Here is a 13,276-nt window from a genome sequence, read left to right as displayed (position 1 = left end):
TAGCCGGACTGGGGGTGAACCGGCGTCCGGCGGCGGACGGGCCGGGATCGAAGCGGGCGGGCGAGCCCGTATCATGGCGGGATGAGCAAGAACCATGACGTAGTGATTGTGGGTGGTGGCCTGGTCGGGGCCAGCCTGGCCATTGCGCTGGACCGGCTGGGGCTGGACGTGGGCCTGGTCGAAGCCACGCCGGGTGGGGCGTTGCCGGCGGTGTTCGACCAGCGCAACCTCAGTTTCGCCGCGGCCACGGTCAACGCGTTGACCGCGCTGGGCGTGATGCAGCGGCTGGGCAACCCGGGCGGGCCGATCCGCCGCATCCATGTCAGCCGCGCCGGGGATTTCGGCCGGGTGGTGATGCGCGCGGAGGATTACGGCCGCGAGGCGTTCGGCCAGGTGGTGGTGGCGCGTGATTTTGGCGATGCACTGGAAGCCCGGCTGGGCGAGCTGCAGCACCTGACCCGCTATCGCCCGGCCAGGTTCGTCGGGCTGGGCGCCGGCAGCGATGGCTACCGGGAGGTGGTCATCGCCGAGGCGGACGGCGAACGTCGCCTGCGGGCCCGGCTGGTGGTCGGGGCCGACGGTACCCGCAGCGCGGTGCGTGAAGCACTGGGCATCGAGGTGACCGAGCACGACTACGCGCAGACCCTGTTCGTGGCCCGCGTCCGCGCGGCCAAGGCACCGGACGGCAGTGCCTACGAACGCTTCACCGATACCGGCCCGACCGCCCTGCTGCCGCGCGGGGACCGCCACTACGGCGTGGTCCATGGCGTGGCCCGCGACCAGGCCGATGCGGTGCTGGCCCTGGATGAGCGCGCCTGGCTGGCGCGCCTGCAGGACGCGGTGGGTTGGCGCGCCGGGCGGCTGCTGGAGAGCGGGCCGCGCAGTGCGTACCCGTTGATCCAGGTGCTGGCCAGGAAGCTGGTCGGCGAACGCGCGCTGCTGCTCGGCAATGCCGCGCAGACCATCCATCCGCTGGGCGCGCAGGGCTTCAACCTGGGCCTGCGCGATGCGCTGACCCTGGCCGAACTGATTGCCGATGGCGCAATGGACCCGGGCGCTGATGCACTGCTGCAGGCCTATATGCAGCGCCGCGGCCCGGACCGCGAGCAGACCCTGGCCTTCTCCGACGGCCTGGCCCGCTTGACCAGCAATGCCTCGCCGCTGATGCGGCCGTTGCGCAGCCTGGGCCTGGTGGCCGCCGCGCAGGCCGCGCCGCTGCAATCGTTCCTGGTGGGCGGTGCGATGGGATTCCGTGGGCAGGTGCCCGAGTTGTGCAGGAGTGAAGCGCGATGAGCCGGCGCGGACAATGGGATGCAGTCGTAGTAGGCGGCGGCGTGGTGGGCGGTGCCTGCGCGCTGGCGCTGGCGAAGGAAGGCCTGCAGGTGGCGCTGGTGGAAGGCCGCGAGCCGCCGCCGTGGTCGCCGCAACGCCCGGACCTGCGTGTGTTCGCCTTTGCCGCCGACAATGCCGCATTGCTGGATGGGCTGGGCGTGTGGTCACAGGTCGAGGGCGGGCACGCCTATGCCTACCGGCGCATGCGCGTCTGGGATGCCGGCGGTGGCGGCGACCTGACCTTCGATGCGGACACGCTGGGCCGGCGTGAGCTGGGCTGGATCGTCGAGAACGGCCTGCTGGTCGACCGGCTGTGGGCGGCGCTGCCGGCAGCCGGCGTGCAGGTGTACTGCCCGGCCAAGGTGGTGGAAATGGAACAGGACGCCGGCAGCGTGCGCCTGCGCCTGGACGATGGCCGCCGCATCGAGGCGGCCATTGCCATTGCCGCCGACGGGGCCGAATCCACCCTGCGCACGTTGGCCGGGCTGGACGTGAGCCGGCACGACTACGGCCAGCGCGGCGTGGTGGGCTACATCGACAGCGAGCGACCGAACGAAGCAACGGCCTGGCAGCGTTTCCTTGATACCGGCCCGCTCGCGGTGCTGCCCTACGACAAGTACCGCAGCTCGATCGTATGGACCTTGCCCGATGCCGAGGCAGAACGGGTGCTGGCGCTGGAGGATGCGGCGTTCGAGCGGGAGTTGACCAACGCCTTCGCCGGCCGGCTGGGGCAGATGAAGGTGGCCTCACCGCGCGCCGCGTTCCCGTTGCGCCGGCAGTTGGCCAAGGGCTATGTCGCCGGGCGCGTGCTGACGTTGGGTGATGCCGCGCACGTGGTGCACCCGCTGGCCGGTCAGGGCGTGAACCTGGGCCTGCGCGACGTGGCCGGCCTGCGTGAGCTGGTGCGTGATGCCCGGCAACGTCGCCAGGAGTGGAGTACGCCGCACCGCCTGCAACGCTGGGCGCGCACGCGGCGCAGCGAGAACACCGTGGCCGCCTACAGCTTCGATGCGATCAACAAGGTGTTCTCCAACGACGAGATGCACCTGACCTTGGCCCGTGGCGCCCTGCTGGGCATGGCCGGCAGGATGCCGCCGTTGTTGTCACTGTTCTGGAAGCGCGCCTCGGGCCTGTAGGCGCGGCCTCGGCCGCGAAGCCGATAGACAGCAGGCAGCGCGCAGGGATTTCCTCTCGGCCGCCAACCCAGAGGACGGTCCGATGGCCCGCCTCACGTTCAGGGGCGCGGCTACGGCTTCAGCCAGCCGGCGAGCTGCTCGCGTGACAGCTTGCCGCGACGGGCCGTGTCCAGCGCATTGAACTCATCGGCCAGCGCCGGGTTGGCCTGTGCTTCGGCGCGGCTGATGAAGCCATCGCCATCGAGGTCCAGCGCGGTGAAATCAATGCGGTAGTTGCCGGCCACGGTGTCCGGCTGGATCGAGCGGATCGTCACCGGGGCCTGGCCGGGTTCGGTACGCACCTGCACGGCATGGGTGACACGGCCACTGGACAGCGGCTGCTCGCGCACGTTGACCGGCACCTCGGTCAGCGGCGTGCTGACGGCCGGGGCAGGGCGCTGCTGGGCAAACGCGGCGAAGGTGCCAGCGCCCAGCAACAGCGACAGGGCAAGGCGGGCGGGAAACGGGCAGGTCATCAAACGGCTCACGTGATCCAGGGGAGGCAGCCGGCACGCGCGGGACGCGCGCCGCCGCGGTGATGGTAGCCCGCAGGTGCGGGCCGGAGAACCCGATGCCGGCCACTCAGCCCGGAATGAAGGGGAAAACCAGCTTCAGCAGCCCGCGCAGGCCGCCCTCGACGGTGGAGCTGACCGCCTTTGCGCCGAGGCTGTTGAGTGCGCGGCGTGCATCGTCCCAGCGCAGCTGCTTGACGTCCTTCTTCAGCAGGTCGGCGACCTCTTCGGAGGCCGGCGCCAGCTTCTTCAATGCCGCCAGCGTGGCCTGGGGGTCGGGCTGCAGGTAGTTCCAGCGCTCGGCGATCTGCACCAACGTGTCGAAACGCACCGCCACCACCTCACGGTTGCGCTCGTAGACCGGGATCGCGCCGACGTCGAGGATCGCCTGCTCGAACTGCTGCGCGTCATCCGGGTGCTCGATGCGGATGGCCAGGAAGCCTTCCTTGCGGCTGCGTTCGCTGACGTGCTTGGCGCCCGAGCGCAGGTTGGCTTCGGTCAGCACGCCGGCGACGATGCGCTGCAGCGCGGCCTCGCCATCCTCGGGCACCAGCGCCCGCCAGCGGGCGTAGCCGTCGCGGCGCAGTCCCTTGACCTTGGCCGGGGTGACCCGCAGGCGCAGCGCCACCGCGGCATTGGACTCGCTGCGGTCGATGCTGCCGTCGCGTTCGAGCAGCACGAAGATCAACAGTTCCAGGTCACGCTTGGTCAGCGACTGGAAGCCCTGCAGCAGCGTCAGCCGCAGGAACTCATTGCCGAACGCCGCCGGATCCTTCAGTTCGATTGCTTGCATCGTGGTCCTCCCGGAAGGACTACAGGATGCCTTATCGCGATGGCACAGGCTGAGACTGGAGCGGTGCCCCGCCGTATTCACGCCCCGGTCGCTCGGCCAGGAAGGTTTCCACCGCGCCACGGTCCTGCAGGGTCACGAAGACTTGGCGGCCGTCAGTGCCGCCAAAGGCCACGTTGGTCGGCTTGCGGCCGGTGAGTGGCACCTCGCGCAGCAGCTCGCCGGCCGGGGACACGATCGCGACCACGCCGGCGTCGTAGCGGGCGATGTAGAGGTTGCCGTCCACGTCGCAGCGCATGCCGTCCATGCCATGGTCGGCGAAGCGGACCAGCAGGCGCTTGTTGGCGATGCTGCCGTCGGCGGCGCGGTCGTAGACCCATACGTTGCGTTGCACGCTTTCGTTGACGTACAGCCGGGCGCCGTCCGGGCTGACTTCCACGCCGTTGGTGGTGCCCATGCCGCGTTCGAGCAGGTGTACGGTGCCGTCGCGGTCGATCCGCCACAGCTGGCCGTTGTCCGGGCGTGCCCAGTCCGGGTCGCTGGCGTACAGCGTGCCATCCGGCGCCTGCGCGATGTCGTTGGGCTGGTGGGCATCGGGCAGGTGCGCGAACACCGTGACCGTGCGCGTGGTCGGGTCCACCTGCAGCACGTTGTGGCCGGCGTAGTCGGCGATGAACATGCGGCCATCGGCGCCGAAGCGGATGCCGTTGCCCACGCTGCCCGTGGGCAGGGTGAGGAAGGTCTCCGCGATGCCGTCGGCGTTCACCCGGCCGACGGTGCCGTCCTTGCCGATGTTGACCACGTACAGCGCGCCGTCCGGGCCGGTGGCCGGCCCCTCGATGCCGGCGGTGAACACCCCGTCGCCCACATGGTCGCGCACGAGGAACGGCGCGGCGGCACAGGCGCTGCCGGCCAGCAGCAGGCTCAGGGAAGCAACGACGCGGGACAGGCGGGCAGGGCGGGCGATGGCGGCATCCTCGGGTTCACGGTCCGGGGCAGTGTGCCAGAGCACGTCGTGCACGCGGGCGGTGGTTGCGGAGGCAACCGCGCGGCATTCCCGCTCAGCGTTGGCCGTCCATCTGCAGTGGCCGCCGCAGTGAACCGGCCTCGGCCTCCCGGGCGGCGCACTTGCCCTGCACGCAGCTGCAGCCGCTGATCTCCCTGAAGCCGCAGACGCTCATCATGCCGCGTGCCTGGCAGCTGGCCTGCACGCCCTTCGGGTCGGTGGGGCTGTTGACGTTGACGCAGGCCGGGTAATAGCCACAGCAATTGCCGACATCCTTCACCGTGCAGTCGGCATCGGTGCGGCAGCTCTGGTCGATCACCACCGCCGTTGCCTGGGGGGACGGCGTCGGCGCCGTGACAGGGGGATGGGTGGTGGCCGGGGCGCTGCAGGCGCTGCCGGCGAGCAGGGCGACGAGCAACAGGAACGAACGCAACATGGCGGACTCCGTTTCAGGGCACGCCGCCATGGTAGCCGCTGCGGGCTCGCCCGCCTGTTGGAGGAAGGCGGCCCGGGCCCGGGCCGCTCAGCGCGAGGCGGGCGTGACGAAGACCGTGATTTCCTCGCGGTCGTGGTACAGCTGCTTGGCGCGCAGCGTCAGCGGTTTGCCAGCCTGCTCGGCGAACAGGTCCAGGCACAGGCGGGTTTCGTCCCAGCGCTTCTTCATCGGCAGCTTGAGGTTGAAGATGGCGTGCCGGCACCAGCCCTGGCGTAGCCAGGTTGCCATGCGCTCGGCGACGCGACGGGGTTGTTCGACCATGTCGCAGACCATCCAGTCCAACGGCGTCTCCGGCTGCCAATGGAAGCCGTCGGCGCGCAGGTGTTCCACCAACCCGGTATCGAGCACGTGCTGGCGCAACGGGCCGTTGTCGATGCTCAGCACCTGGACGTGCTGGCGGGTCAGCACCCAGGTCCAGCCGCCGGGTGCCGCGCCGAGGTCGGCCGCGCGCATGCCCGGCTTGACCAGCGCCTCGCGCTCTTCCGGGGTGAGCAGGGTCATCAGCGCCTCTTCCAGCTTCAAGGCCGAGCGCGAGGGCGCGTCGGGGAGCAGCTTCAGGCGCGGGATGCCGAGCAGCCACGGTGCGCTGTCGCGGGTGTCGGCGACGCTGACGAAGGCATGCGTGCCGTCGACGAACACCACGTGCAGGCGCGGCAGCTTGGGATTGGGCTTGTCGGTGAGCAGGCCGGCCTTGCGCAGCGCCGGGCGCAACGCGTTGCCGAAGCTGCGCGCCAGCCCGGCCAGCGGCTTGCCGGCATCCGAATCGGGGTGCTCGACCCACAGGTCGCCAAAACGCGCCTGGCCTTCCAGTGCGGCGATGATCGGGGTGATGCGGTCGGACGGGTCCAGCTGCGGCAACTCGGCCAGCACGCGCAGTTTCTGGCGCGCGAAGATCAGCTCGCGCCATGCCAGGCGCTGGTCCAGTTCGGCGGCCTGGTCGGTGACGAACACCACGTAGCCGTCGTTGCGCTGCGTGCGTGCGTAGCCGGCGATGCCCGCCGCGCCGGCGCGTTCGTTCAACTCGCCAGCGAGTTCGGGTTCAAAACCCTGGCGGCAGTAGCACAGCAGGCCGGTCATGGAAGTCCTTGGTGGAGGGCAGGTGGAGTAGCGGTGGTACAGCGGTGGGCGAAGGCACTGGCGACGCTGCTTGCAGGTCGCGTCAGCGGTTCATCGCAACCCCGCTTCCGGTGGGAGCGGGGCGTCGGGAATCAGTAGCGTGCGCCTTCGTTCTGGCCGTAGTGGGCCAGTACCGCGCGTGCGGCGTCACGCTGCAGGCCCTGCACGACCTCGATGCCGCGCTTGTTCAGCTCGCCGACCCAGTTGGCCGGCAGCGGGCCTTCATCGAACGGGGTGAGCGCTTCCACGTCGGCGGCGCTGGCGCCGATCAACAGGCGGTCGATGCCGGCCCACACGGTGGCGCCATAGCACTGGCAGCAGGGCTGCGAGGAGGTGGCCAGGGTGATGGGGGCCAGCAGCGCGTTCAGGCGCGGCGTGTTGAGCTTCTGCTGGGCCAGCATGTAGGCCATGTTCTCGGCATGCGCCAGCGAGGTGGCGTGCGGCACCACGCGGTTCACGGCCGCGGCGATGACCCTGTCATCCGGGCCGAATACCACCGCACCGAACGGGCCGCCGGTGCCGTGCTCGACGTTCAGCCGCGACAGCTCCACGGCCAGGGCCACCTTGGCCTCGTCGCCGGTATACGCGCGGTCGCAATCGACGACGTCGTGGATCCAGACGGGAAGGGTGAGGTGAACCTGCGCGTGAAGCATGACGATGACCAACCAGAGGCAAAAACGGCGGCCAGTGTATAGGACTGGGGCCGGGGGCTCACCGACGGGGCCGGGGGCTGTTCATCCGAGGGGAGCGGGGCTGCCGCGGGGGCGGCTCGGGCGTGTTCCCGCCGCAACCCTCCCTTCTGCGGCGCAGAAGGGAGGGGATTCAGGCCGGGCCGTCTGCCGGCTGGTCGTTTGGCCTAGAACCCGGCGCTGAGCGTCATGAACACCTGGCGCGGCGCGCTGGCGTGGATGGCGTAGCGGGTGCCGGTCGGGTCGGTCGGGGCGAACGCGCTGAGCTGGCCGGCGTAACGCTTGTTGGTCAGGTTGGTCACGTTCATCGACACCTTCAGGTCCTGCAGGCCCAGTCCGGGGCCGAAGGTGTAGCCGAAGCCGGCGTCGAAGGTGGTCACGCCCGGCACCGACTGGTCGTTGGTGTAGGTGTAGTAGCGCTTGCCGGTGTACTTGCCGCGCAGGCTGGCGAACCAGCCGTCGCGGTTCCAGCTCAGTTCGCTGGAGGCCATCCGCTGCGGCGTATCGACAGTGATCTTGCCGGCCACCGGCACCACCTGGCCGCCGGAGAGGTAGTCGTCCTGGTAGGTGGACTTGTTCCACGACAGCGCGTTGTACCACTGCAGGCCATCGACCGGCTTGAGGATGAAGGTCAGCTCCGCGCCGTGGCTCTTCACCGAGCCGACGTTGATGAAACGGGTGACGCACTCCGGGCGGGTGCCGACTTCGATGCTCGAACACGGGTTGAGCGAGAGCAGGCGGTTGTCGAACTTCACCGCGTAGGCGGCAAGCGAGGCCTGGTACCTCTCGCCGAAGGTGCGGAAGCCGGCTTCCAGCGTCCTGGACTTCTCCGGCTCCAGCCCGGCGCTGGCGGCGAACGATTCCGGCGAGACCTGCAGCGGGCCGCCGCTGCCGCCGCCGACGAAGGCGGCGATGTTCTCCGCATACGAGGCGAACAGCTCGTTGTTCGGGGTGAGCTTGAAGCCGATGCCGGCCTGCGGCAGCACCGATTCCCTGGCGGTCAACGTGCCGGAGGCGAGGCGGGTCTCGGTGCCCGGCCTGGCGACGGCGCGCATCCGCGTGTTCGGGCTCTTGATGCCCAGGTCCACGACCAGGCGGTCGTCCATGAAGCGCATGCGGTCCTGCACGTAGAACTGGCGCGTGCGGATGTCGTAGTCCTGGTCGAACAGGCGGCGGTCCGGGTGGTTGAGGTAGACGTCGTCCAGGAACGGGCCGCTCATGTAGTAGAAGTTGCGCTCGACGTTGTGGTCGTTCTGTTCCCACCACAGCCCGGCTTCCAGCTCGTGGATACCCAGCGTCCAGGACAGTGCGGCGGTCACGCCCTGGCGGTTGATGGTGTAGTTGGTGCTGCGGATGGAGATGGGCAGCATCTTGTCGGTGCCCGGATAGGAGGGCTGGCCCGGTGCCCACCAATGGCCCTGGCCACGGTTCTCGTGGTGGTAGGCGAGCAGCTTCAGGCGGCCCTGCTCGGCCACGCGCAGGTCGGCGTCGATGGCGTACAGGTTGTCATCGCGCAGGGCGCGGCTCTGGTAGTACGCATCGTCGATGCTCCTGACGCCATCGACGAACGCACAACGGTCGGCGTTGAAGGTGGCCGGGGCGCAGTAGGCGGCGGCGACCGCGCGGTCCCAATCCGGGGCATAGATGTTCCAGTCCCAGCCCAGGCCGCGCTCGAGCATGCTCTTGGACAGGTAGGCGTAGTTGGCCTGGCTCACCCGCGAGGTGGCGACGAATGCCCCGAAGCGATGGTCGCCGACATTCCACACCGCCTTGGCATTGAACTGTCGGGTGGTCTGGTTCTGGTAGGGCGCGGCCCACATGTCCGCGTCCTGGTGCACGCCGGACACGTAGGCGGCAAAGCCGTTGTATTCGCCGGTGTCCACGCGCAGGTAGCCGCGGCGCTGGTTGTCCTCGCCCATGGTGATGCTGGCGCGGCCACCGAACACGCTGGAGGGGTCGCTGGAGAAGTACTGGATGGTGCCGCCCAGGTTGCTGGTGGAGGCAACGCCCAGCGAGCCGATGCCCTGCGCCAGTTCGGCGCCGGCCAGGTTCTCGCCGATGATGGCGCGGGCGATGCTCAGCCCGTTGTAGTTGCCGTAGCTGTTGTCGCCGAGCGGGATGCCGTCCAGCGTATAGCCCAGGCGATTCTTGTCGAAGCCACGCAGGCTGATGGTCTGTGATTCCTCGTTGGCGCCGAAGGCGTCGTTGGACTGCACCGAGACGCCGGGCAGGCGGTCGAGGATCTTCTGGCCACTGCTGCCGGGTGGCAGCACCTGCTTGTCGACTTCGCTGATGCGTTGCACCTGGCGGGTTTCACCGCGTCCGATCACCGAGACCGCGTCCAGGGTCTGCGCGCTGGCGCTGGCGGCGGTTGCCGCGGTGGCGTCGGTGCGTTCGCCCACGTCCTCGGGGGTGGCGGCGTACAGCGGCGCGGAAATCAGCGCGGCAAGGATGGCAAGGCTCAGGTGTCGGGTCTGCATGTCGGTCCGTGGCGTGGGGGAGGGCGCGGTGAAACAGGTGCGCGGCCACTATGGAAAACCAACATGAAAGCTTGTTTACGGCAGCGCGATGAACGCGCGATGCGTCACTTGCGCTGTCCATGAACACGCTGAAAAAAAGCCGCGCTGAGGAGCAGCGCGGCGTGCCGGGGGGCAATGAAGCAGGATCAGTCCATGTGCAGTCCGCCGTTGACCGCATAGTCGGCGCCGGTCACGTAGGCCGCGTCATCCGATGCCAGCCAGGTGCACAGCGCGGCGACTTCCTCCGGGCGGCCAAGGCGACGCACCGGCACGGAGGCGGCCAGCCGGTCGAGCACGTCCGGCGGGAAGCTGCTGATCGCCTGGCTGGCGATGTAGCCCGGCGAGAGCGTGTTGACGGTGACGCCGCGCGCGGCGACTTCGGCGGCCAGGGCGCGGGTGAACCCATGCATCGCGGCCTTGGCGGTGGCGTAGTTCACCTGCCCGATCTGGCCCTTGTGCGCGCTGACCGAGCCGATGTTGATGATGCGGCCCCAGCCACGCTGGCTCATGCCTTCGACCACCTGCTTGGTGATGTTGAACAGGGCGTTGACGTTGGAGGCGATCACCGCGTTCCAGTCTTCCGGGCTCATCTGCCGGAACAGCACGTCGCGGCTGCCGCCGGCGTTGTTGACCAGCACGTCGATCTCGCCGACCTCGGCGCGCACCTTGGCGAACGCCGTGCTGGTCGAAGCCCAGTCGGTGGCGTTGCCCTCGGAGGCGATGAAGTCGAAGCCCTGCTCGCGTTGCTCGCGCAACCAGTTGGCCTTGCGTGGGGAATTGGGCGCGCAACCGGCGACCACGGTATGGCCGGCACGGGCCAGGCTCTGGCAGATGGCGGTGCCGACACTGCCCATGCCGCTGGTGACGTAGGCGATGCGAAGAGTCATGGTGAGCTCCGTTTCGAGGGCAGGGGGCCGATCAGGCGGCCAGCGGGTACAGGCCCAGCAGCAGGCTGCCGATCATCAGCAACAACGAGATCAGCACCGCCCACTTCAGGGTGAACTTCTGGTGGTCAGCGAAATCGACCTTGGCAAGGCCCACCAGCAGGTAGGTGGATGGCACCAACGGGCTGAGCAGGTGCACCGGCTGGCCGGCCAGCGAGGCACGGGCCATCTCCACCGGGGTGATGCCGTAGTGGCCCGCCGCTTCGGACAGGATCGGCAGCACGCCGAAGTAGAAGGCGTCGTTGGACATGAAGAAGGTGAACGGCATCGACGCCAGCCCGGTGATCACCGCCAGGTACGGACCCCAGGCGTCGGGGATCACCGCCAGGAAGCTGCGTGACATCGCCTCGACCATGCCGGTGTTGGAGAGGATGCCGGTGAAGATCCCCGCGGCGAAGATCAGCGACACCACCGACAGCACGTTGCCGGCGTGGTTGACCACGCGACGGCGCTGCTCGGCCAGGTTCGGGTAGTTGATCACCAGCGCGATGGCGAAGCCGACCATGAACAGCACCGGCATCGGCAACAGCCCGATCACCAGCGCGGCCATCAGCGCCAGCGTCAGCGCGAAGTTGACCCACAGCAGGCGGGGGCGCTTGGTGTCCTCGGCATCCTCCACGGTTGGCAGGGCATCGCCGTCGTCCGAGACGCTGCTGTCCATCCAGTTGCCGCCCTCCGGCAGGCTGACCACGCCCAGGCGGCGACGCTCGCTGATGCCCAGGTACCAGGCCAGCGCGAGGATGCCGGCGCAGGCCAGCACCATCGACGGGATCATCGGCACGAACACGTCGGCCGGATCCACGTGCAGGGCGGTGGCCGCACGTGCGGTCGGCCCGCCCCAGGGGGTGAGGTTCATCACGCCGCCGGCGAGGATGGTCACGCAGGTCATGTTCAGCGCGTTCATGCCCAGCCGCCGGTACAGCGGCAGCATCGCCGAAACGGTGATCATGTAGGTGGTCGAGCCGTCGCCGTCGAGCGAGATCAGCATCGCCAGCACCGCCGTGCCCATCACGATCTTCAAGGGATCGCCCTTGACCACGCGCAGGATGATCCGCACCAGCGGGTCGAACAGGCCGGCATCGATCATCACCCCGAAGTACAGGATGGCGAACATCAGCATCACGCCGGTGGGCGCGATCTTCTTGATGCCCTCGAGCATCATCTCGTCCAGCCCGTGGCCGAAGCCGCCGATCAGGGCGAACACGATGGGGACGGTGATCAGGGCTACCAGCGGCGACAGGCGCTTGCTCATGATGAGGTACATGAACGTGAGCACCATGCCGAAGCCGAGGATGGTCAGCATCATCTGCAGACTCCTAAGGGTCAGGACGTGGGAAAGGGGATCAGAAGTCGAACTGCAGCCGGCCGGTGACCGCGCGGGTGCGGTCGACGGTGGCGCCGGCCAGGCGGTCGCGGTTGCGGCTTTCGATCAGGTTGAGCATGAAGCGCAGGTTGTCGCGCAGGTACCAGTTGCCGCCCAGCGTCCATGCCTCGGTGCTGCCGCGGCGCAGGTCGGGCTGGCCGTCCAGATGCTGCGCGCCGCGCATCTGGTCATAGCGCAGGGCCAGCTCGAACGCGCCGGCGGTGTGGTGGATGTCCTTGATGCGCGCGAAACGGCCGGTCTTGCGGTCATACGCGCGGGTCTCGCCGGTAACGAACCAGCTGACCAGGCCGTAGCCGGCCATCACGTTGCCGCGTTGCGCACCGTCATCGAAGGTGGCGCCGCTGAATTCGCCCTGCCACGACCAGGGGCCGCGCACCTGCGCATACTCCAGCGACCATTTGTCGACGTCGGTGTCGCGGCCGTCGGCGAAGCTGACCAGGGTCAAGCGGCTTTCATCGGACAGGTGGCCGGCCGGGCGCGGGCGAATGCGCAGCGCCGGCACGCCGTTGGCACCGGGATTGTCATAGGCCTCGCGCGCCAGCGACAGGCCCAGGTGCAACACATCGCCTGCCTGCGGCGCCGGGGCCCAGGTGACGCGGCCACCGGCCGCACGGCCCTTCACCTGCCAGGCGTCGATGCTCTCCAGGCTGTAGATGCTGGCCGCCCAGGTGAAATCGCCCGGGTTGGCCTGCCACGACGCGCCCAGTCGATACAGCGGCGCCAGCGTGGTGGCGGCATTGCCACGCTCCAGCAGCGGTCCGTAGTTGGAACTGGTGCGGTCGTCCAGCGAGTAGTACTGCTTGAACTGGCCCACGGTGAGCTTGCCGGCATTGCCGAAGCCGCGGCTGACGTAGACGTCCTTGGCCTCGACGCGGTCGCCGGAGAAATCGGCTTCCAGCTTGTAGTCGACCGCGAAGAAGCGGCCGGATACGTCCACCCATGCGCGACGGATCTCGGTGTCGTCCTTGTTCGGGGTGCCGCGCGGGTCGTTGTCGAAGCTGGCGAAGTCCAGGTGCAGGCGGCCGCCGAGCGTGGCGGTGACCGGGCCGTCGTCCTCGCCGTCGGCGGCCAGGGCCGGTGCCGTGCAGGCAGCCAGCGCCAGCACGGCGGCGCGTTGCCGCCACGTGTTGTTGTTTGCCACAAACCCTCCCAGGTTGCGCGCCAGGCGCGCGGCGTGGGCACCGGATGGTGCGTTGGACCAGAGTCTGGTGCGGCCAAGCTGTCATCCGCCTGTCAGCGCCTTGTGCGGCGCAGCGCGGTGGCATTCCTGCTGCGTGGACGGGGGGCGGCGCGTTAGCATGCCCGCACCTTCC

The 13,276-nt window shown here is 69.0% G+C and carries 12 protein-coding genes; 2 read left to right on the top strand and 10 right to left on the bottom strand.

All coding sequences use genetic code 11. The annotated features are described in order from the left end of the window. Nucleotides 1-81: 81 nt before the first annotated feature. Together ubiH and ATCM_RS13135 are read left to right on the top strand one after the other, a co-directional pair. The gene (gene ubiH / locus ATCM_RS13140) at nt 82-1,293 is read left to right on the top strand and encodes a 2-octaprenyl-6-methoxyphenyl hydroxylase (RefSeq protein WP_132864942.1); all 1,212 of its coding nucleotides are present in this window, start codon (nt 82-84) and stop codon (nt 1,291-1,293) included. Further along, nucleotides 1,290-2,468, top strand: coding sequence for a UbiH/UbiF family hydroxylase (locus ATCM_RS13135; protein WP_132864941.1), 1,179 nt, complete (start codon nt 1,290-1,292; stop codon nt 2,466-2,468). Before ubiH ends, ATCM_RS13135 begins: the two co-directional genes overlap by 4 nt. Before the next feature lie 110 nt (nt 2,469-2,578). Here ATCM_RS13135 and ATCM_RS13130 read toward each other — a convergent pair whose 3' ends face one another. The 10 genes from ATCM_RS13130 to ATCM_RS13085 form a co-directional block, all read right to left on the bottom strand. Beyond that, a complete protein-coding gene (locus tag ATCM_RS13130) occupies nt 2,579-2,983 on the bottom strand; it encodes an EF-hand domain-containing protein (protein ID WP_132864940.1) in 405 nt (134 codons plus the stop codon). A 106-nt stretch (nt 2,984-3,089) separates the two neighbouring features. Then, nucleotides 3,090-3,812: a hypothetical protein gene (locus tag ATCM_RS13125; RefSeq protein ID WP_132864939.1), complete on the bottom strand. Its 723-nt coding sequence runs from the start codon at nt 3,810-3,812 to the stop codon at nt 3,090-3,092. A gap of 31 nt (nt 3,813-3,843) precedes the next feature. After that, nucleotides 3,844-4,758: an SMP-30/gluconolactonase/LRE family protein gene (locus ATCM_RS13120; RefSeq protein ID WP_132866176.1), complete on the bottom strand. Its 915-nt coding sequence runs from the start codon at nt 4,756-4,758 to the stop codon at nt 3,844-3,846. Nucleotides 4,759-4,870: 112 nt separating this feature from the next. Beyond that, nucleotides 4,871-5,251 carry a hypothetical protein gene (locus ATCM_RS13115; protein ID WP_243694019.1) on the bottom strand — a complete coding sequence of 127 codons (381 nt, stop codon included), beginning with the start codon at nt 5,249-5,251 and terminating at the stop codon, nt 4,871-4,873. An 87-nt stretch (nt 5,252-5,338) separates the two neighbouring features. Continuing rightward, entirely contained in the window at nt 5,339-6,388 is a 1,050-nt protein-coding gene (gene rlmM, locus ATCM_RS13110; RefSeq protein WP_132864937.1) for a 23S rRNA (cytidine(2498)-2'-O)-methyltransferase RlmM, read from the bottom strand. A 131-nt stretch (nt 6,389-6,519) separates the two neighbouring features. Continuing rightward, the gene (locus ATCM_RS13105; RefSeq protein ID WP_132864936.1) at nt 6,520-7,080 is read right to left on the bottom strand and encodes a nucleoside deaminase; all 561 of its coding nucleotides are present in this window, start codon (nt 7,078-7,080) and stop codon (nt 6,520-6,522) included. 203 nt (nt 7,081-7,283) lie between these two features. Continuing rightward, nucleotides 7,284-9,596 carry a TonB-dependent receptor gene (locus ATCM_RS13100; protein ID WP_132864935.1) on the bottom strand — a complete coding sequence of 771 codons (2,313 nt, stop codon included), beginning with the start codon at nt 9,594-9,596 and terminating at the stop codon, nt 7,284-7,286. A gap of 185 nt (nt 9,597-9,781) precedes the next feature. After that, nucleotides 9,782-10,522, bottom strand: a complete 741-nt coding sequence (phbB, locus tag ATCM_RS13095; RefSeq protein WP_132864934.1) for an acetoacetyl-CoA reductase — start codon at nt 10,520-10,522, stop codon at nt 9,782-9,784. Nucleotides 10,523-10,553: 31 nt separating this feature from the next. Continuing rightward, a complete protein-coding gene (locus ATCM_RS13090; protein WP_132864933.1) occupies nt 10,554-11,891 on the bottom strand; it encodes a CitMHS family transporter in 1,338 nt (445 codons plus the stop codon). 31 nt (nt 11,892-11,922) lie between these two features. Next, the gene (locus tag ATCM_RS13085) at nt 11,923-13,068 is read right to left on the bottom strand and encodes a porin (RefSeq protein WP_132866175.1); all 1,146 of its coding nucleotides are present in this window, start codon (nt 13,066-13,068) and stop codon (nt 11,923-11,925) included. Nucleotides 13,069-13,276: the final 208 nt, after the last annotated feature.

This window comes from Stenotrophomonas sp. ATCM1_4, assembly GCF_004348115.1.
In the GTDB taxonomy this organism is placed as follows: domain Bacteria; phylum Pseudomonadota; class Gammaproteobacteria; order Xanthomonadales; family Xanthomonadaceae; genus Stenotrophomonas; species Stenotrophomonas capsici.
Note: the sequence above shows the minus strand (reverse complement) of the source record. Positions and strands in the feature narration are given on the sequence as shown.